Origin of the sequence: Variovorax boronicumulans (assembly GCF_029892485.1) — a bacterium.
Classification (GTDB): Bacteria; Pseudomonadota; Gammaproteobacteria; order Burkholderiales; family Burkholderiaceae_C; genus Variovorax; species Variovorax boronicumulans_B.
Map to the genome: position 1 here is coordinate 81,872 of NZ_JARXVG010000001.1, position 18,796 is coordinate 100,667.

The 18,796-nt window shown below is 63.2% G+C and carries 17 protein-coding genes and 1 pseudogene; 16 read left to right on the forward strand and 2 right to left on the reverse strand.

All coding sequences use genetic code 11. The annotated features are described in order from the left end of the window. Nucleotides 1-111: 111 nt before the first annotated feature. Complete coding sequence (locus M2282_RS00345) at nt 112-885, reverse strand: IclR family transcriptional regulator (protein ID WP_280806829.1); 774 nt, start codon at nt 883-885, stop codon at nt 112-114. 192 nt (nt 886-1,077) lie between these two features. Between M2282_RS00345 and M2282_RS00350 the strand changes: the two genes are divergently transcribed. The 8 genes from M2282_RS00350 to M2282_RS00385 all read left to right on the forward strand — a co-directional run bounded on the left by M2282_RS00350 (nt 1,078) and on the right by M2282_RS00385 (nt 9,138). Continuing rightward, nucleotides 1,078-1,887: a citryl-CoA lyase gene (locus tag M2282_RS00350; protein ID WP_280806830.1), complete on the forward strand. Its 810-nt coding sequence runs from the start codon at nt 1,078-1,080 to the stop codon at nt 1,885-1,887. Between the two features lie 75 nt (nt 1,888-1,962). Next, the gene (locus tag M2282_RS00355; RefSeq protein ID WP_280806831.1) at nt 1,963-3,141 is read left to right on the forward strand and encodes a thiolase family protein; all 1,179 of its coding nucleotides are present in this window, start codon (nt 1,963-1,965) and stop codon (nt 3,139-3,141) included. 11 nt (nt 3,142-3,152) lie between these two features. Further along, a complete protein-coding gene (locus M2282_RS00360; protein WP_280806832.1) occupies nt 3,153-4,067 on the forward strand; it encodes an SDR family NAD(P)-dependent oxidoreductase in 915 nt (304 codons plus the stop codon). Nucleotides 4,068-4,097: 30 nt separating this feature from the next. Further along, entirely contained in the window at nt 4,098-5,186 is a 1,089-nt protein-coding gene (locus M2282_RS00365) for an acyl-CoA dehydrogenase family protein (protein ID WP_280806833.1), read from the forward strand. Beyond that, nucleotides 5,183-6,319, forward strand: a complete 1,137-nt coding sequence (locus M2282_RS00370) for an acyl-CoA dehydrogenase family protein (RefSeq protein WP_280806834.1) — start codon at nt 5,183-5,185, stop codon at nt 6,317-6,319. Before M2282_RS00365 ends, M2282_RS00370 begins: the two co-directional genes overlap by 4 nt. A gap of 45 nt (nt 6,320-6,364) precedes the next feature. Next, nucleotides 6,365-7,156: an enoyl-CoA hydratase/isomerase family protein gene (locus M2282_RS00375; RefSeq protein ID WP_280806835.1), complete on the forward strand. Its 792-nt coding sequence runs from the start codon at nt 6,365-6,367 to the stop codon at nt 7,154-7,156. Between the two features lie 31 nt (nt 7,157-7,187). Next, nucleotides 7,188-8,387 carry a CaiB/BaiF CoA transferase family protein gene (locus tag M2282_RS00380; protein ID WP_280806836.1) on the forward strand — a complete coding sequence of 400 codons (1,200 nt, stop codon included), beginning with the start codon at nt 7,188-7,190 and terminating at the stop codon, nt 8,385-8,387. A 25-nt stretch (nt 8,388-8,412) separates the two neighbouring features. Then, nucleotides 8,413-9,138, forward strand: a complete 726-nt coding sequence (locus tag M2282_RS00385; RefSeq protein WP_280806837.1) for a nitroreductase — start codon at nt 8,413-8,415, stop codon at nt 9,136-9,138. Between the two features lie 137 nt (nt 9,139-9,275). Here M2282_RS00385 and M2282_RS00390 read toward each other — a convergent pair whose 3' ends face one another. Beyond that, the gene (locus tag M2282_RS00390; protein WP_280806838.1) at nt 9,276-9,524 is read right to left on the reverse strand and encodes a hypothetical protein; all 249 of its coding nucleotides are present in this window, start codon (nt 9,522-9,524) and stop codon (nt 9,276-9,278) included. A 324-nt stretch (nt 9,525-9,848) separates the two neighbouring features. On the opposite strand from M2282_RS00390, the gene M2282_RS00395 reads away from it, so the two are divergent. From M2282_RS00395 to M2282_RS00430, 8 genes and pseudogenes are all read left to right on the forward strand, one after another. Next, nucleotides 9,849-10,850 carry a Bug family tripartite tricarboxylate transporter substrate binding protein gene (locus M2282_RS00395; protein WP_280806839.1) on the forward strand — a complete coding sequence of 334 codons (1,002 nt, stop codon included), beginning with the start codon at nt 9,849-9,851 and terminating at the stop codon, nt 10,848-10,850. 167 nt (nt 10,851-11,017) lie between these two features. Beyond that, on the forward strand, nt 11,018-12,076 hold the full coding sequence (locus M2282_RS00400; protein ID WP_280806840.1) for a dipeptidase: 1,059 nt from the start codon (nt 11,018-11,020) through the stop codon (nt 12,074-12,076). A 177-nt stretch (nt 12,077-12,253) separates the two neighbouring features. Next, nucleotides 12,254-12,667, forward strand: a pseudogene (locus M2282_RS00405) (DUF2889 domain-containing protein); the annotation flags it as partial. Between the two features lie 124 nt (nt 12,668-12,791). Beyond that, complete coding sequence (locus M2282_RS00410) at nt 12,792-13,796, forward strand: aldo/keto reductase (protein ID WP_280806841.1); 1,005 nt, start codon at nt 12,792-12,794, stop codon at nt 13,794-13,796. A 125-nt stretch (nt 13,797-13,921) separates the two neighbouring features. After that, complete coding sequence (locus tag M2282_RS00415; RefSeq protein ID WP_280806842.1) at nt 13,922-15,352, forward strand: carboxylesterase/lipase family protein; 1,431 nt, start codon at nt 13,922-13,924, stop codon at nt 15,350-15,352. Nucleotides 15,353-15,623: 271 nt separating this feature from the next. Beyond that, nucleotides 15,624-16,598, forward strand: coding sequence for a Bug family tripartite tricarboxylate transporter substrate binding protein (locus tag M2282_RS00420; protein ID WP_280806843.1), 975 nt, complete (start codon nt 15,624-15,626; stop codon nt 16,596-16,598). Nucleotides 16,599-16,674: 76 nt separating this feature from the next. Further along, nucleotides 16,675-17,880 (forward strand): CaiB/BaiF CoA transferase family protein, encoded by a 1,206-nt coding sequence (locus M2282_RS00425; protein WP_280806844.1) that lies wholly within the window; start codon nt 16,675-16,677, stop codon nt 17,878-17,880. Nucleotides 17,881-17,983: 103 nt separating this feature from the next. After that, on the forward strand, nt 17,984-18,766 hold the full coding sequence (locus M2282_RS00430) for an enoyl-CoA hydratase/isomerase family protein (RefSeq protein WP_280806845.1): 783 nt from the start codon (nt 17,984-17,986) through the stop codon (nt 18,764-18,766). Nucleotides 18,767-18,796 lie beyond the last annotated feature (30 nt).

Below are 18,796 nucleotides of genomic sequence, written 5' to 3' on the forward strand. Positions count from 1 at the left end.
CGGTCATCATCGGCAATGAGTATCGATTGGGATTCCATGGCCTCGGCGACACTCAAATGCGAATCCGACTCGGGACTGACTGGTCTACTAGTCTCCGGGCAGTGTCGATGCTCAAAGGACGTCTAGCGAGGACTGCACTTGCACGATGTGCTTCGTCATCGACATGGCGGCAAATGCTTGATCGTCCCTGGACATCCGACTGTCGATTGAAGACGTGGTGATCGCGCCTAAGACGTCGCCGCTGGCGTTGCGCATCGCCATCCCGATCCCGACGACGCCCGGCGCGCTGTAGTGACCGATGACGGAATGTCCGCGGCGTTGGGTTGCACGAATGAGCGCGCGCAGCGTCGACTCGGTCAGCGAACCATACCCTGATAACCGCTTCGCATTCGCGCGGATGCACTCGCCTTGCTCGGCCAGCGGCAAAGTCGACAGGATGGCAAGACCGCCTGCGCCAACGCCCAAAGGGTTCCTGGTGCCGACGTTGACCGTCAACACCTGCACCGGGTATGAACCAACCACCCGCGCCAGGCAGATCGATTCATACCCCACGCGACCAATGAGGAACGCGCTGTTTCCCGTCTCCTCCGAAACAGCCCTCAGGACTGGTTCACAGACTGTCCTCAGGTCCGCCCGGTCAGCGAAGGCGGCTGCCATCTGACGGCAGTAGTCGCCCAGCACATATCGCTTCGAGCCAGTGGGTCGCTTCAACATGCCCTGTCGTTCCAAGGCCTGGACGATGCGGTGCACCGTCGGACGCTCAAGCTCGCAGATCGTCACGAGTTCGGCCACCGTCAAACCGTGCGATCCGTGTGCAACCACCTGCTTCAAAACACCAAATGTGCGATCGATGCTCTGGGTCCCGCGTGCTTCAGAACTGCTCATGATTCGATCATAACGTGGACGGCGCGGGGCATTGAAACGGGCCACTGCAGATCATTTAGCTGGTGAATTTCGGGCCGAAAACATCCATATGGTGGACGCCAAGGTTTAACGTCTGCGCCGTCGAACCTACGATTCACCCTCACAAGTTCGAGATCCATCTCGATCGCCCTCCCCCCTGCAATGGAGCAATGCATGACCACCACGGCTACGACCGCTGATCGCAAATACTGGCGCACCGCCATCGCTGACCCCACCCCCCATGAAGGCACTGTAGTCAGAGGTTACGACGTCCTCACGGATCTGGTGGGCAAGATCGACTTCGGCGCCATGGTGTACCTGCTCTACAAGGGCGAACTGCCCAAGGGCAACGAGTCCAAGATCATCAATGCGATGTTCATCTCGGTGGCCGATCATGGCATCTCGCCGTCGTCGACAGTCACCCGCTTTGTACAAGCGGCCGGCGTGCCAATCCAGTGCTCGGTGGCTGCCGGCGCCATGATGTTTGGCGATGTACACGGCGGCGCTGGCGAAGAGTTCGCACGCTACATCCAGGAGTTGGTGTCCGATGCAGCGTCCAGCGGACGCAACTACGAGGACGTGGCGACCGAGTACGTGGCCAACCATAAGCGCCTGGATGGCTTCGGCCATCCGCAGCATCCCGAAGGCGACCCGCGCGGCAAGGTGCTGTTCGCGCTGGCCGAAGAGTACGGGATCGCAGGCGACCACGTCCGCATGACGCGCGAGCTGGAAAAGGCGCTCATCAAGAAGAAGAACCGCCCGCTGCTGGCCAACATCGACGCGGCCGTGGGCGCCATCATTTCGGACATGGGCTTCGACTGGCGGTTGGCTCGCGCCTTCATCGTCGTTCCCCGCACTGCCGGCTTGTTCGCCCACGCGTTCGAAGAGTCCGTACGCGAGCCCGGCTGGCGCCAGATCACTCTGGACCAGGTCGAGTACGACGGCCCTGCCCGCCGCAAGAACGAAAACCCCAGCGCCATCTGATCGAGCCCGCTTCGACAGCCGCCGCAGTCGTCGGCCCCTTTTTTTGACATCTTCATCACCTGGATTGGAAAGACTATGACCACCCGCGTCGCAATCGTCGGCATTGGCATGACCTCGTTCGGAAAGTTCATGGACCGTTCGGTCAGGACTTCTGCGGAAGAGGCGGTTCGAAACGCCCTGGCTGATGCCGGCATCGGCGCCGAGCGCGTCGACCGCGTCTTTTTCGGGAACGCGGCAGCTGGCCTCATCACGGGCCAGGAGATGGTGCGAGCCCAAGCCGCCCTGCGGCACACCGGCCTGCTCGGCAAACCGATGGTCAGCGTCGAGAACGCCTGCGCCACCGGCAGCACGGCTTTCCACCTCGCCTGGCACTCCGTGGCCAGCGGCCAGTCGGATGTGGCCATGGCCGTCGGTGCGGAAAAGCTGAGCCACCCCGACAAGGCCGTGTCGTTCGGCGCGTTCGGCGGCGCGGTGGACAAGGAAGATGTCATGCCGGCGCACATCGGTTCCGGCAGCGGATCCATCTTCATGGACATCTACGCGGAACGCACGCGGCGCTACATGAAGGCGACCGGAACGACGCCGGAGGACTTCGCCCGGATCACCGTCAAGAGCCGGCGTGCTGGCGCTCTGAACCCGTACGCACAGTTCCGCAAGGAAACGACGGTCGAGGAGGTCCTGGCCGCCCGCATGATCAGCGAGCCGCTGACGCTGCCCATGTGCTCGTCGATCGGGGACGGCGCCGCCGCGATCGTTCTCGTCTCGAGCCGTGTCGCGGCACAGCTGACGGGGTGCCGGCCGGTGTGGGTTGCAAGCTCCGTCCTGCTGTCCGGGATGGCGGACCCCACCAAGCCGAGCGCTTCGGTCAGCGCCGCGAAGGCCGCCTACAAGGAAGCGTCCATCGGGCCGGACGAGGTCCATGTCGCCGAGGTGCACGACGCATCGGCTCCCGGCGAACTCATCAACTACGAGGTCGTGCAATTCTGTCCCGAGGGACAGGGCGTCGAGCTGCTGCGAAGCGGTGCTACGGACATCGGCGGCCGGATCTCCGTCAACCCGAGCGGCGGTCTGCTCAGCCGGGGCCATCCGATCGGCGCAACCGGCGCGGCTCAGATCGCCGAGCTCGTCCAGCAGCTGCGCGGCGAAGCTGGGGAGCGGCAGCGCAAGTCCGCCAAGGTTGCCCTGGCGCAAAACTCGGGTGGCCAGGTCGGTCACGAGTCCGCTGTGGCGGTTGTCTCCATCCTCACGGCTTGAAGGAGGCTGTCATGACGCAACGACTCCAAGGCAAAGTGATTGTGGTGACCGGCGCGGGCGCCGGTGTGGGCAAGGAGATCGCACTCGAGGCGGCGCGCCAGGGCGCACGCGTGGTAGTCAACGACCTGGGTGTGACCATGGACGGCGCAGGTGGCAGTGCAGGACCGGCCCAGCAGACGGTCGAACAGATTCGCGCCGCAGGTGGCGAGGCCAGCGCCAACACCGACAGCGTGGCCGAGTGGAATTCGGCGCAACAGATCGTTAAGCACGCGCTCGACCTGTACGGACGCGTCGACGGGCTGGTGAACAACGCGGGCAACCTGCGCGATGGGATCTTCCACAAGATGTCGGAGGAGGACTTCGACGCGGTGGTGAAGGTGCACCTGAAGGGCTGTTTCAACATGGCCCGCGCCGTGGCGCCGCACTTCAAGAGCCAGGAGTCGGGCGCCATCGTGCACATGACGTCGACCTCAGGCCTGATCGGTAACGTCGCGCAGGCCAACTACGCCGCTGCAAAGATGGGTGTCGTCGGCCTGTCGAAATCGATTGCGCTGGACATGGAGCGTTTCAAGGTGCGGTCCAACTGTATTGCCCCCTTCGCGTTCACGCGCATGGTCAGCTCGATCCCGACCGACACCCCCGAGGGCATGGCCCGCACGTTGGTCAACCAGCGCATGGAGGTGGCCAAGATCGCGCCGTTCACCTGCGCGCTGCTGACCGACGAAGCCAGTGGCGTGACCGGCCAGATCTTCGGCGTTCGCAGCAACGAGATCTACCTGTTCTCCCAGCCGAGGCCGATCCGCACCGCACACCGCAGCGAGGGCTGGACTGTCGATACCTGCCTGGAAGTGGCGCTGCCCATGATGAAGCCCTCGTTCTTTCCGCTGGACAAATCGCGCGACGTCTTTACTTGGGATCCCGTCTAAGGCGACAGAGCCAACCACCAGGAGTAAGCGATGAGTGAAGAGACGCGTGACATGCTGCATGAAGCAGCCCTCCGGATATTCGCGGATAAGCCCGACGACCTATGGGCAGTTCTGCAGGAGTCCGGATTCGACAAGACCTTACTGCCCGAGAGCAAGGGCGGCGCGGGCGTGAGCTGGGCGGATGCATGCGGGCTTCTGATGCTCGCCGGTGAGCACGCCTCGGACGCACTGCTGGCAGAGGCGATGGTTGGCCACTGGCTTTTGGACCATGCCGGCGTCAACGACGCATCCTTGCCGACCATTGCGTCGTCGGCGAATTCCGAGCAGATCAGGCTGGTTCGCACCCGCGAGGGCTGGCGCGTCGATGGCACGCTCCCTCGTGTGCCATGGGGCAGCGCTTGCACGCATGTCGCGTTCGTCGTGGGCTCCGGCACAGCGGCTCAACTGATCGTCCTGGCGCGGGATGCAGCCGGCATCTCCTTGACTTCAGGCCGCAATCTCGCCGGCGAGCCGCGCGATACGCTGGTGCTTGAGAGCGTTGTGCCGAAGGCTGTGGTCGCCGCACCTCTTGATGCGCGTGAGCTGCTCTCCCTGTCAGCCATCTTGCGCAGTGCGCTCATGGCCGGAGCGATCGAGCGATCCCTTGCGCTTGCCGTCGAGTACGCCAACCTGCGCGTGCAGTTCGGCCGACCGATCGGCAAGTTCCAGGCGGTGCAGCAGAACATCGCACTGCTCGCGACGCAGGCGGCAGCCGCGCGTGCAGCCGCCGAAGCCGGCAGCGAAGCCATCGATGAATGGCTCGGTGGGGTGGGCGAGCCCCTGACGCACAGCATTGCGGCTGTCAGCGCAAAGATCCGGACCGGTGAGGCAGCAGGCCATGCCTGTGCGATCGCGCACCAGACCTTCGGTGCCATCGGCTTCACTGAGGAGCACGAACTGCATCATTTCACCAAGCGGCTCTGGTCCTGGAGAGACGAATACGGCAACGAGGCGTTCTGGTCTCGCGCACTGGGCGAGCGCATCCTGTCCGGTGACGCGGAGCAGTCGCTGTGGCGCGCCATGGTGCCCATGGCGGCGGCTGCGGGTGGCGCAGCAGCACAGGCAGGAGCCGCACGATGAACAAGCTTTCCTTTCCGCGCCCGAGGCATTCCGACATCGGTGAGGCACTGCGTGCCGAAGTTCGAGAGTTCGTCGACGGCTGGCACGGCAACCGTCACGGAGCCGCTTCCTTCGGCGGCTTCGATCCCGAGTTCAGCGAGGCGCTTGGCCGCCGCGGCTGGATCGGCATGGGCTTTCCAAAGCACTATGGCGGCGGCGGCTACGGCTTGATGGAGCGCCTGGTCGTTCTGGAGGAACTGCTCGCCGTGCGCGCACCGATCTTTGCGCATGCGGTGGCCGAGCGCCAGAGCGGTCCGCTGCTGCTGCGCTTCGGCAGCGAGCGCCAGCGCAAGGAGGTCATTCCACGGATTGCTGCTGGCACGTGCTACTTCTGCATCGGCCTGAGCGAGCCGGACTCCGGGTCGGACCTCGCATCTGTGCGCACGCGTGCCACCAAGGTGGACGGTGGCTGGCGGGTCAATGGCGCCAAGATCTGGACCTCGAGCGCGCACCGCGCGCACTACATGATCCTGCTGTGCCGCACGGCGCCCGCAGGTGAGGTGCGGCAGGCCGGTTTGAGCCAGTTCCTGGTCGACATGAAGACGCCTGGCATCACCTGCCGGCCGATCGTCAACATCGCTGGAGACGCCGACTTCAACGAGGTCCACTTCCAGGACGTGTTCCTCTCTGACGATGCTCTTATCGGCGTCGAAGGCCAGGGCTGGCAACAGGTCACGAGCGAGCTGACGTTCGAGCGCAGCGGTCCTGACCGGTTCATGTCCCACATGGGTGCGGTCGAGGAATTCGTTGCCGCGCTCAAGCAGCAGCCGTCGGCCGAAGGCGCGCGGACGATAGGGCGCCTGGTCGCCCACCTCTCGACGCTTCGGCGAATGTCGCGTTCGATCGCCACGATGCTCGCCGACGAGCAGGATGCCCCGCTGCATGCGGCCCTGGTCAAGGACCTCGGCTCCTGTTTCGAGCAGGAGATTCCTGAAACCCTTCGACTGGCTCTGCCGACCGAGCCTGATGCCGGCGCCGACGGGTACAGCGCCGCGCTGGCCAACGTGATCCTGCACGCGCCGTCCTGCACGATTCGCGGCGGCACAAAGGAAGTGCTGCGCGGCATCGTCGCCAAGTCCCTTGGACTGCGTTGAGCAGGTACGGCCCAACTCTCACCACCCTACCCTCTAAGGCTGCACATGGAAACCGCACTGAACACTGAAGAACTCGATCAACAACGGCGCGACGCGGTGCTGTGGTTGAAGCTAAACCGGCCACAGGCGTTGAACTCGCTGACGCTGTCGCTCGTGAACGCCCTGACGCAGGCGATCGCAGACGCCCAGGATGACCCGGAGGTCCGCGTCATCGTTCTGACAGGCGAAGGCCGGGCCTTCTGCGCGGGCGCCGATCTCAAGGACCCGGCCCGCAGCCGCCCCGAAAGCGGCGCCGAGTTCGTGAAGGCGATCGGTGGCCTCACCGAGCTGATCGAAGCGTCCGCCAAACCCGTCATCGCCGCGCTCAACGGCATCACGGTCGCCGGTGGCTTGGAGCTGGTGCTCGCCTGCGACATCGTCATCGCCGCCGAGTCCGCCCGGATCGGCGATGCCCACTCGAACTACGCCCTGTTTCCAGGGGCAGGTGCCACCGTGCGCTTGCCGAGGAAGGTGGGTCTGAACAATGCGAAGCTCCTGATGTTCACCGGCGACATGCATCCGGCCAGCGAATGGAAGGCGCTGGGCCTCGTCAACCAAGTGGTCGCCGATGACAGCTTCATCGACGCCGTGACCGCTTTGGCCAAGAAGCTGGCGGCGAAGAGCCCGCTGGTGCTTGCCCGCATGAAGCAGGCGCTGAACGACGCGCTGGATCAACCGGCGTCGATCGGGCTGCGCTACGAGCGCGCACTGAGCAACTTGCACCACTTCTCGGCCGACCGGGTCGAAGGGCTGGCGGCCTTCAAGGAAAAGCGCGCTCCCCGGTTCACCGGCAAGTAGTCCCAGCCATCGCAAACAAAAGAGGCAAAGTATGGAAGCGAAAGACAAAGGCCCCCTGGCCGGCATCCGCGTGATCGACATCGGTACGATGGTTGCGGGCCCCGTCGCTGCAACGCTGATGGCAGACCTCGGTGCGGACGTGATCAAGATCGAACAGCCGGGCCGCGGTGACTCCCTGCGTCACATCGGGCCGGCGGTGGAAGGCGAGAGCCTTTGGTGGAACGTCGAAGGGCGCAACAAGAAGTCCGTGACGCTCGATCTGCACCATCCTGAAGGCCAGCGGATCCTGAAGGAGATGCTGAAGCACGCCGACGTGCTGGTGGAGAACTTCCGCCCTGGCATCCTGGCGAAATGGAACCTGTCCTGGGAACACCTGAAGAAGGTGAACCCAAGACTCGTGATGTTGAGTGTGTCCGGCTATGGCCAGACCGGCCCGTACGCGAACCGCGCGGGCTACGACCGCATCGCGCTGGCGATGGGCGGCACGCTGAATGCCACGGGCTACCCGGACCGCGCGCCGGTCAAGCTGGGCACTGCGATGGCCGACTACTCGACCGCCTTATTTGGCGCGTACGGAATCATGGTGGCGCTCTATCACCGGGATATGCACGGCGGCGAAGGCCAGCAGATCGATCTGTCGTTGTACGAAACGGTGTTCCGCTTCACCGACGTGATGGTCACGGCGTTCGACAAGATGGGACTGCCGCGCGAGCGCACTGGCAACCTCCACTTCGCGGCGGCCCCGGGCGACCATTTCGAAACCTGCGATGGACGCTACATCGTCCTGACCGTGTCCAATGACCGCATGTTCGGTCGCTTGTGCGAAGTGATCCCGGCCCTGGGCGATGAAGAGCGCTATTCGACCCACGCGAAACGCACGGCGTGCGTCGAAGAGCTCAACGTCATCGTCGCCGCTTGGATCAAGTCGCTGCCGGTGCTGGAGGTCTGCCGGACCCTCGAAGAGAAGGGCCTCGCCTATTCGTTGATCTACTCGATCAAGGACATCGTTGCAGACCCGCACTACGAGGCCCGAGGCACCATCGCCAGCGTCGAGCACCCGCAGATCGGCGAGTTGAAGATGCCTGCAGTGCAACCGCGGTTCAGCGGGACACCGTCCCCGCAGATCAGGCCAGCGCCCGCACTGGGCGCGGACACCGACGCGATCCTGCGCGAACTGGCAGGGCTGTCGGCCGGGCAGATTGCGGAGCTGCGCCAGGCGGGCACAGTCTGAGGTGCCGAACGCCATGGAGACCCCCATGACCATCTCCCAGGTCGACGCAGTCGTTCAGGATCCGGCGAGCGTGGTAGCGGCCATCGAAAGCCGCTTCTCATGCCGCGCGTTCTCGCCCGACAGGCCGGTCTCGCGCCAGCAGGTCGAGGACATTCTGAGGACCGCGAGTTGCGCGGCGTCCAGCACGAACACCCAACCTTGGAAGGTGTATGTGCTGCAGGGCGAACGTCGGGACGCGCTCGTGGCACAGGTCTGTGCTGCGCACGATGCGACCCGTGCCGATTCCTCCCTGACCGCCGAGTACGGCGAGGTAGATGGCTACTACCCTTCAGAGTGGGTCTCGCCTTACATCGACCGGCGACGTCACAACGGCTGGACCTTGTACGGTCACCTCGGCATCGGAAAAGGTGACAAGGACAGGATGCATGCGCAAGGACAACGCAACTACCGCTTTTTCGACGCGCCGGTCGGCCTCATGTTCACCATCGACCGCGTCATGGGCCGCGGCTCGCTGATCGACTACGGCATGTTTCTGCAGACGCTGATGCTGGCGGCGCGCGCACTCGGCCTGCACACCTGCCCCCAGGCGGCGTGGAACAACTGCGCAAAGATCGTCCTGCCATACATCGGCGCGGAGGCCAACGAGATGCTGGTGTGCGGCATGGCACTCGGCTATGCCGATGAGTCCGCGCCCGTGAACACCTATAGGACGCCGCGCGAGGCGGTCGAGAGTTTCACCCGATGGATCTGAGCCGTCCGCCTGTCTAGGTCGTCAACCCGTTCAACGAACGCACCAAGGAAAGTTGTGGACTTCAATGCCGCGCGGATGCTGCTGCTGGAAGCGGCATGGGGCCTGGAAAGCGGCGTTGACGTGCGCCTGAAGTCCTCTTACGCCAAAGTGTTCTGCACTGAGGTTGCAAAGCCCTGCAGATTTTCGGCGGTGCGGGCTATATCAAGGGCATGGTGGTCGAGCGGGTCTGCCGCGAGCTGAGGGTCATGGGGATCTTCGAGGGCGCGAACGAAATCCAGCGAAACATGATCGCAAAACAGCTGCTGAAGACGTAGGGTCGACCGCCACATTGTGGACGCCTGATCGCAGGGCGCGATGCCGACAAGCACGGTTTCGATGCTGATCATGAAGGTGATCTTCTTGCATCGAGGCTCGTATGGATAGGTGGAAGGAGATGAAAGTGCTCGACGGCACTGACGTCGAGGGGTTGTCTCGTGTTCTAGCGACATGGCCTGCCTATAGAGAGAGTTCGCTGCTTGGTATTGGCATCTGTTGTCGTCGAGAGAGCCGCCGATTCCCTTTGAAAACAGCCACATTATGGACACTCCACTTTCAAATAGTGCCGCCGAAATTACGATTCGCCAACTCGGTTTCGGGCTAACTGCCGTGACCTGAGCGCCACTCCACGTCATTCGACGATGGTCCCGGATACAACAACGAAAGTGAGACAAATGAAATTCCAGAACACTTTTTCGAGCCGCCGCAACTTTCTCCTGGGCGCTGCAGCCGTTTCCCTTTCGCCCCATTCCTCCTTCGCCCAGGCGCAGGCTTGGCCTACCCGAGCGGTGAAGATCGTGGTGGGCACCGGCCCCGGCTCCGGGACCGACACGATCACGCGCCTTCTCGCGCCGAGACTGGAAGCGATCTGGAAGCAGCCCGTCATCGTGGAAAACAAGGCAGGCGCGGGCGGCATCATCGGCACCGAGTACACGCTGGCCGCAAATGATGGCCACACGCTTCTGATGGCCAGCCCGAGCATGCTCTTGGCGAAGTACACGACCCGCAGCCTCCGCTTCGACCCTCTGACGGCCCTGATCCCGGTCTACCGTGTCTTCAACACACCGGTTGTGTTCATCACCAATGCGAAAACGGCGCAGCGCGCGAAGACGATGGCCGAGTTGGTGGCGTTGAGCAAGTCCTCGCCGCAAGGAATATTTTTTGCCGGCGCCGGACGCGCGTCGTTCTTCAACCTTGCGATGGCGGTTGTGGCGAAACCGATGGGACTGCGCTACACGGCGGTCGACTTCACAGGCATGGGCCCACTGACCATGGCACTCATGCGCGACGACACGCAACTGGCCATCAGCGGGCATATCTCGGTGAAGGGCCAACTTGAGTCGAAGGAGTTGCATGCGCTCGCGGTGATCGACAGCCATCGGCTCGCCGCCCTGCCGGATGTACCTACGCTCGAAGAAGCCGTGGGCTACAAGGGCTTCCTGCCCGTATCGTGGGGCGGGATCTTCGTGCCCAAGGGCATGCCTGCGGATGCGGTCAACGCCATCGCGCGCGCCTTCAGCACCTTGTATGCGGATGAAGCGTACCGCAAGTCGTTGGAGGCTCGCCTCTCAGGCACCTTGCTCCAGTCGTCGCCGGCACAGTTCGCCAAGGAGTACGCGGAGGAAGCGAACGGGTGGAAGAACACGTTCGCGACGCTGGGGATCGTTCCGGAGTAAGGATGCATATGCACGACGGTCTTGTGCACCGTAGCCCACGGCGTTCGGTCTGCTCCGGCACCCGTGATTCAGGGACTGGCGTGACGATCATCGTCTGACAAGATATGTGCTGCGGTCACTTCCACGCGATCGGCACCTCCTGCCGCCATTCGATCTGGAACACGCCGATGGCGTCGGTCCAGGCCATGCTCGGCGGCGATGCCGGACCACAGGGTTCGACAGAAGCCGCCCAGGTTGCCGAGGTCGGCGCGAAGGCACTGGAGGTTCTGCGCAAGTCCATCTCCGTAGACGTCCACACGCACGGCGGACCGCAGGGCATCTACTCTCCTGCACCGCCTAACGGCATGCTGGCCGCCGGTATGCGGGCCGGGTCGCTTGCTGCAGTGTGCTTGTCGGAAATCCCGGACGAACCCCTTCTTGGCAGGAATGCAGCAGGGGTCACCGGCATCACCCGGTGGCCGATGCCGGGTGAGCTTTACAGCCACCACCTCGAGCGACTCGCCTGGGCTGACGAGATGGTGGCTCACCATGGCTTGCAGCGCGCACTGACGGCAGCCGATCTGGCATCGGCCCACGCCGCAGGCCAGCCGTCGGTGATCGGGGGCGTCGAGGGCTTGGACTTCATGGAGGGAAAGCTGGAGCGATTGGAGGAAGCCCACCAACGCGGCATCCGCTCCGCTCAGCTTGTCCACTACACCCCAAACGATATCGGTGACTTCCAGATGGGCGTGGTGAAGCACGACGGGTTGACCGCATTGGGCGCCGAGGTGATCCGTGGCTGCCATCGCTTGGGCATGATCATCGATGTCGCACACGCCACCGAACAGACGGTCAAGGCTGCGGCGAAGGTGTCTACCAAACCGCTGCTGCTGTCACATACAGCGCTTGCCGGTTCCCGGGCAATGGCATCGACCCGGTTGGCCGCCCGTTGCGTGAGCCCGGACCATGCGAGGGTGATTGCGGAGACCGGCGGCGTCATCGGGATCTGGGCCATCTTTCCTGACCTCGATAAATACGTCGAGGGGCTGAAGGAAATGGCCGATATCGTCGGCGTGGACCATGTCTGCGTGGGGACCGATCAACAGGTTGCCCCTGGTGCGCTGCAAGACTATGCGCAGTGGGTCCACCTGATTGCGGCGATGCTGCGCGGCGGCTTCAGTTCCGAAGAGGCGGGGAAGATCGCAGGTGGCAACTACATGCGCATCTTTCGTGCTGCGGTGGGCTGAAGCAGTGACAAGGTCGGAGACTTTCATGGACACAGATTCAGTGACGCGCGAGGAGATGCACCACCGCGACGTAGATCTACGCTTCTACCGTCGCAGTGACGGCCTGTTCGAAGTCGAAGGCCACCTGATCGACACCAAGACGCACCCGTTTCGGCGCTTGCTGGCAGAAGAGGATGTCCGCCAGGGCACCACCTGCACGACATCACAGTTCGCCTCGTTCTTGACGCTGACCTCCTGGTTCACGCTGCAGACGCAAGGATGTCGGCGACGCCTTTCAACATCTGCCCGGGGGCAGCCGCTGCGCTCCAGGCGCTGGTGGGTCTCAGCATCGGGGCGGGCTGGAACAAGCGCGTACGCGAACTGCTTGGGGGCGTGGCGTCCTGCACGCACATCGTGGAACTGTTGGGGCCCATGGCCACGACCGTGCTGCAAGGCATCGCGCCGCTACGCATCGTCTCAAATGGCGATCCTGAAGAGGATGGGCAGCGCCGATTTCGTGTGGACAGCTGCTACGCGTTCGCGGCTGAACGCGAGGTCGTGGTCCGACTGTCGCCGCACCTGCAGCGCGAGAAGCCAGGGACGTCGATCTAGCCGAGCCTTCTATCAAACACCGAGGTACGTGCATGACTTGGGAAGCGGTCGATTTCACGCGGCTGGTTCGCGACTACGAGCTCGCCCGCGCGCTCCAGGATCAGCGTTCAGCAATGGAGAACACATGAGCAACAGCCACCTGATCCGTCTCGGCAACACGGGGCTGCAGGTCTCGCGCCTGTGCCTTGGCACGATGACCTTCGGATCCAGTGCCAACGAAACCGAGTCTGTGTCGATCCTGGATGCCGCCACTGATGCGGGCGTCAATTTCATCGACACGGCGAATCGATACCCGAGCGACGCGTCGGACGAGCGCAAGGGGACCACCGAGCGAATCATCGGTAAATGGCTGAAGGGCCGCCGCGAACGTTTCATCCTCACGACGAAGGCGGGGGGCCCGATGGGGCCGATGCCATGGGATGCCGGCACGTCGCGCAAACACCTCCTGAGTGCCGTTGACGCATCGCTGGAGCGGCTCGGCACCGACTACGTCGACCTCTTCCAGCTGCATCGGGACGATCCCACGACCCCGCTCGACGAGACGCTCGAAGCACTAGATACCATTGTGCGCAGCGGTCGTGCGCGCTATGTGGGCGTCTCGAACTGGGGCGCATGGCGCATCGCGCTCGCACTCGGGCGAAGCGAGGCACTGCGGCTGGTGAAGGCCGTCACCGTCCAGCCTCGGTACAACCTTCTGTTCCGACAGTTCGAGCGGGACCTGTTCCCCATGTGCATGGCCGAGAACCTCGCCACGCTCTGCTACAACCCGCTGGCCGGTGGCTTGCTGACGGGCAAGTATCGCGACAAGGCACAGCCCGACGCGTCGACCCGCTTCGGCGCCGGTAGCACCGCAGCCGCGTACAAGCAGCGGTACTGGCACGACAGGGAGCTGCAGGCAGTGAACCGCATCATGGATGTGGCTTTGCTTGCTGGCCTGGCGCCCGAGCGACTCGCGGGGGCATGGGTACTTGCGCAACCTGGCGTCACCTGCACGGTCCTCGGGGCGAGCCGCGCTTCGCAGTTGCCCGAAGTGCTACGGGCGGTCGACACAAAGCTCGACAACCAAGTCTTGCAAGAGCTGGACACGATCACGCGGGAATTCCGGCTCGGCGACGCACCGCCATTTTGATTGCACCCCTTCTTACATTCAACCAAGAAAATGAAAGCGCTTCTTGCAGTTCGACGTGGTCTTGGCGACGCTTTTGCGCTCGAAGATCACCGCGTTGGCGTGCACAGAGACTGCGGCGGCCGAAGATGACTCATAGCGATACCACTACACAATCGATCCGCTCCTGGCTGGGCATCCCTTACGCCACCGCAGAGCGCTTCCGCCGACCAACCCTGCTGCCGTTCAACCCGGACCTGCCCTATGACCAGAAGGGACCTGCGCCGATGCAAGCCGGCGACACGAGCTGGCTCGAGGCCGACAACGGCCTGAGCGAGGACTGCCTGAATCTCAACGTTTGGGCACCCGAGGACGCTGGGGATGAACCGCTCCCCGTGATCGTCTACATTTTCGGTGGCGGCTTCGAGATTGGCGCCAACACCCAGACCACCTCGAATGCCTCTGGCCTCGCCGCGACGGGTCGTGCCATCGGGGTATCGCTGAACTATCGGCTCGGCCCGTTCGGGTGGTTGTCGCTCTCCCAGTACGGCGGCGTGTTCGCCGATGCCACCAACCTGGGCCTGCAGGACATCATTACCGCACTCAAATGGGTGCGAGAGAACATCGCCCGGTTCGGCGGCGACCCTCGGAACGTCACCGTCACCGGTCACAGCGCCGGCGCGTACTCGACGATCGGGCTCCTCGCCGCACCGGCCGCGGACGGCCTTTACCACCGCCTCGCTGCTTTCTCCGGCGGCGCATCCCGGATCGTTCCAGCTTGGTGGGCCGAAGAACTCGCGATCACGTTCCTCACCGAACTCGGCATCGCGGACGACCCCGAACAACTGCTCACTCTGGATGCGAAGCTCCTGGCCGAGACACTCATCAAGGTCAGCCCGCGCGATATCGGCGATAGACACGGCATCGATAACACGACGATCGGCATCGTGAACGACCATGCTCAAACCGGGGCCGTTCTCGCCGACACCCCGCTGCGCGTTCTGGAAGCCGGGCGTCTCCGCGACGTCGACATCCTCTTCAGCACCGCGACAAACGAGGCGGACTGGTGGGTCATCAACGCGACCGAGAAATTCGACCCGGGCAGCATCGACAATCTCGTCGACGAGCTCGTCAAGAAGTCGCGGATCCCCCGCAGCCGTGCCCGGCGCATCGTCGCGGCGTACGACGTCAACGGACGCACTCCGGTCGAGGTGCGCGGGGCGCTTTTCACCGACTACTTCTTCACCTTGCCGGCTGCACGTGCGGCACTCGCGCACGCCGCCGCGGGCGGCAACGCCTACCTGCTGACCGTGGGTCCTGTCGAAGGTGCGCACGCGGTACACGGCACAGAGATGTACGGCATCGTCGGCAAGCAACGCCCCGGGCAAAGCACGGAGCAGGCCAATCGGGATATCTTTGTGCGCGACGCGCTCCTCAACTTCGCCGCGGGCAACCACGACCGGCTTTGGAACGTCGTGACCACGGAGCCCGCCTCGCTCGGCATCGGCAACCCACCCGACGACCCTACCGCCCATGCGGTCGAGGTGCTGCGCATCTTTGCGGGCATTGAACGGACCTGACCTGCACCCGATGAACGCGCGGATGCGGGGCGGATGGTGACTGCTCCGGCCGCGTGACCGACTTCATCTGCGCCGCTGGCGCGACAGCGGTGAATAAGGGATGGCCGGACGCCCACGATCAGGACGTGCTGTTCGGCACTCAATCCGTTGCCCATTCCAGGGTGGGGGTCAGCAGGCAGTACAAATTATCACAGTGTGGACAAGCAGATGTGCAGAGCTGCTGTCCTTCGGAATACTCATCGATCTGTATCTGAGCTTGATGGAGACATTGATGATTGCCAGAAGAAAACTTCTCTTTGCTACCGGTGGCGTCGCTGCCTGGCATGTTCTGCCTTCATTTGCGCAAGATGGCTATCCAAACCGAGCCGTGCGTCTTGTCGTGGGATATCCGGCCGGCGGGACCACGGACATGGTCGGTCGACTCACAGCGAAAGAGCTATCTGCTCGCCTGGGACAACCATTCGTTGTTGAAAACCGCCCTGGAGCCAGCAGCAATATCGCCACCGCATCAGTGGCGCGTGCGGCTCCCGATGGCTACACATTGCTGCTGGCAACCGCATCCAATGCGACGAATGTCACCGCCTACCGAAATCTTTCGTTTGATATCCAGAAAGATTTCGTGCCAGTTGCCGCAATTTCAATTGTTCCGAATGTGTTGGTGGTCTCGACATCTTCTCAGTTCAAGACATTTGACGACTATCTGAACTACGCTCGCAAGAATCCCGGCAACTTGACTTTTGCATCTGCAAGTAGTGGCTCTTCCACGCACTTGGCCGGTGAACTGTTCAAGACGATGGCAAAAGTCGACATGCTGCATGTGCCTTACGCCGGTAGTGCGCCCGCCATCACCGACGTCATGGGCGGGCAAGTGGATTCAATCTTCGACAACTTGCCGTCAGCCTTGCCGCATATTGCGGGCGGGAAGCTCAGGGCGTTGGCGGTGACGAGCCCAACACGCGCGCCGGCGCTTCCTGGCATTCCAACAGTAGCCGAGCTCGGATTTCCCGGTTTCGAAGCCTATTCCTGGCAGGGCCTGATGGCACCGAAAGGGACGCCTGATGCGGTGGTCCAGAGGCTGTCCTTGACAGTCTTCGAGATGTCGGCTGATCCGAGTGTCATCGCCCAGATCGTGAGGCTCGGAGGCGTCTCCAACAAACTGAATGCTGACGATTTCCGTCGGTTTGTGAAAGCGGAAATCGATAAATGGGCTCCGATCCTCAAGCAATCCGGAGCCATCATCGAATGACCTTCCGGAACACTTGCGACCTGCGCTGGTTGAGGTCCGCAAACTATTTGATCGACACGACGGGGCGACCGATGCGATGAGCGATTCAACTTCTCCAACGTCAGCGAACCATGCGGGACGGCAGGATTCGGGCGAGCAACGGCCACTCGAGGGATTCCGAGTGGTGGAGCTTGCACAGATGATTGCTGGGCCGTCCGCAGGCTTGTTGCTCGCCGACTATGGGGCCGATGTCCTCAAGCTGGAGCCACCTTCTGGCGACATGTGCCGAAAACTGCGTTCCGCGGCTGCGGTCTCGTTGGCCGAATCACCTGTCTTTGTCGGCTACAACCGCGGCAAGCGTATCGCACAGCTCGACATTAGAAGCGAAACTGGCCGCGAGCAGGTGCTTCGGCTCATTGAGCAGGCCGACGTTTTTATCGAGTCCGCACGCCCAGGCGTCATGGAGCGGCTGGGTTTGGCAGCTGAGACGCTGCTGGCCAGAAATCCGAAGCTCGTCTATGCATCCGTTTCCGGTTTCGGTCGCGGCGACATCGGAGCGAAACTCGGCGGTGTCGACATGATCGTGCAAGCAGAGAGCGGCATGATGTCGACTACAGGATTTGCCGGGCAGCCCGCTACGAAGGTCGGCTTCACGGTGGTGGATGCCGCATGCGGGCATGCGCTGTGCCATGGGATTCTGGCTGCGTTGTTGCGTCGCGAGCGGACCGGCCGTGGTGAGGTGGTGCGCGTCAGCCTGTACGACGTGGCGCTGCACCTGCAGACGGGTCCGATCGTCGAATACTTGATGACAGGAATCCAATCTGAACGAAGCGGTAACAGTGCGCCGCTGTCCGCACCGGCGGATTCATTTCGGTGCGCTGATGGAGTGATCGTGATCTCCGCCTATATCGATGCCCACTGGAAGAAGTTCGTTGCCTTGATCGAAGCGCCGGAGTTGCTTGAAGATCCTCGTTTCTTGACGGGCCCGCTGAAGGTTGTCAATCGCGCCGCGTTGACAGGCGCCATCGAGAACAAATTGGCTGCGCGAAGTGCCACGGAATGGGCCACGCTCTTGCAGGCCCACGGCCTGCTCGCGGGGCTTGTGAAGGACTATGCGGCGGTGACGGTGGACAAGCTGACACAGGAGGTTGGCGCCATCCAAGCCTTGGGTGACGGATTTGGCATCCGCAATCCCATCGTGCTGGAGAAGACGGTGGTGCCCAGCATGCGGGCCCGGCAGGAGTTGTCCGGCCCAGATGCGTCGCCGTTTTTTGAGCCGACGGTGCGCCGCGACGCGGCATGAAAACCATCAACCAAGGCTTGGCTATTCAATCGGGTGCCTGGTCGCACGGTACTGCTAAACGTGTTTTTCCACGAGTTCGGCGCATCCATAGAACCGAGAGCACATGACCACTGATATTCCCCTGATGCTCGAGCGCGACGGCGCGGTGGCAACAATCTGCTTCAACCGGCCGTCGGCCCTCAACGCCATTGACCCGCCTATGGCGCGCGCGTTTCTCTCCGTTGTGCGCGAGTTGGTCGTCGACAAGAGCGTGCGCGCCGTGATCATGCGTGGCAGCGGAAACGGCTTCATGGCCGGCGGGGATCTTGCCGTGCTCAGCGCCGACCCGCAGGGCGGCGCAGCCGAGCTGATCGTGCCCCTGCACGAGGCCGTGCGTTTGCTGGAGACCATGGATGCCCCGCTTCTCGCGCAGGTCCATGGCGTGGCGGCCGGCGCGGGACTGAGCCTGATGCTGCAAGCCGACTTCGTACTGGCTGCCGTCGGCACGCGCTTTAACCTCGCATATGCGAACATCGGCGCCAGTTGCGACGTCGGCGCATCGTGGGCTCTGCCGCGCCGGGTGGGGCTGAGGCGCGCATTGGAGATCGCGCTGCTCAGTGACACGCACGACGCTGACGCCGCTGAGCGCATGGGCTTGATCAACCGTGTGGTGCCAGCCGCTGAGCTGGAGGCCGAGGCATTGGCACTGGCGCACCGGTTGGCCGGCGGCCCAACACAGGCATTGGGCCACCTGCGCCGGCTGATGCGCAGTTCCTACCACCGCGACTTGGCGGGTCAGCTCGACGCCGAGTCGGCTGCCTTTCAAGCCTGCGCTGCCACCTCCGACTTCCGCATCGGTGTTGACGCCTTCCGAAGCCGCAAGACGCCGTCCTTCACCGGGCGCTGAGTTTTGCTCCTTGTCTCTTCTTGACCTTTC

Bases quoted from the DNA above. Each gene is read 5' to 3' on its own strand.
- M2282_RS00360 (WP_280806832.1), top strand. From the start codon at position 3,153: ATGACGCAACGACTCCAAGGCAAAGTGATTGTGGTGACCGGCGCGGGC.
- M2282_RS00410 (WP_280806841.1), top strand. From the start codon at position 12,792: ATGAGCAACAGCCACCTGATCCGTCTCGGCAACACGGGGCTGCAGGTC.
- M2282_RS00345 (WP_280806829.1), bottom strand. From the start codon at position 885: ATGAGCAGTTCTGAAGCACGCGGGACCCAGAGCATCGATCGCACATTT.
- M2282_RS00355 (WP_280806831.1), top strand. From the start codon at position 1,963: ATGACCACCCGCGTCGCAATCGTCGGCATTGGCATGACCTCGTTCGGA.
- M2282_RS00415 (WP_280806842.1), top strand. From the start codon at position 13,922: ATGACTCATAGCGATACCACTACACAATCGATCCGCTCCTGGCTGGGC.
- M2282_RS00380 (WP_280806836.1), top strand. From the start codon at position 7,188: ATGGAAGCGAAAGACAAAGGCCCCCTGGCCGGCATCCGCGTGATCGAC.
- M2282_RS00365 (WP_280806833.1), top strand. From the start codon at position 4,098: ATGAGTGAAGAGACGCGTGACATGCTGCATGAAGCAGCCCTCCGGATA.
- M2282_RS00420 (WP_280806843.1), top strand. From the start codon at position 15,624: ATGATTGCCAGAAGAAAACTTCTCTTTGCTACCGGTGGCGTCGCTGCC.
- M2282_RS00350 (WP_280806830.1), top strand. From the start codon at position 1,078: ATGACCACCACGGCTACGACCGCTGATCGCAAATACTGGCGCACCGCC.
- M2282_RS00370 (WP_280806834.1), top strand. From the start codon at position 5,183: ATGAACAAGCTTTCCTTTCCGCGCCCGAGGCATTCCGACATCGGTGAG.
- M2282_RS00425 (WP_280806844.1), top strand. From the start codon at position 16,675: ATGAGCGATTCAACTTCTCCAACGTCAGCGAACCATGCGGGACGGCAG.
- M2282_RS00385 (WP_280806837.1), top strand. From the start codon at position 8,413: ATGACCATCTCCCAGGTCGACGCAGTCGTTCAGGATCCGGCGAGCGTG.
- M2282_RS00395 (WP_280806839.1), top strand. From the start codon at position 9,849: ATGAAATTCCAGAACACTTTTTCGAGCCGCCGCAACTTTCTCCTGGGC.
- M2282_RS00430 (WP_280806845.1), top strand. From the start codon at position 17,984: ATGACCACTGATATTCCCCTGATGCTCGAGCGCGACGGCGCGGTGGCA.
- M2282_RS00375 (WP_280806835.1), top strand. From the start codon at position 6,365: ATGGAAACCGCACTGAACACTGAAGAACTCGATCAACAACGGCGCGAC.
- M2282_RS00390 (WP_280806838.1), bottom strand. From the start codon at position 9,524: ATGATCAGCATCGAAACCGTGCTTGTCGGCATCGCGCCCTGCGATCAG.
- M2282_RS00400 (WP_280806840.1), top strand. From the start codon at position 11,018: ATGGCGTCGGTCCAGGCCATGCTCGGCGGCGATGCCGGACCACAGGGT.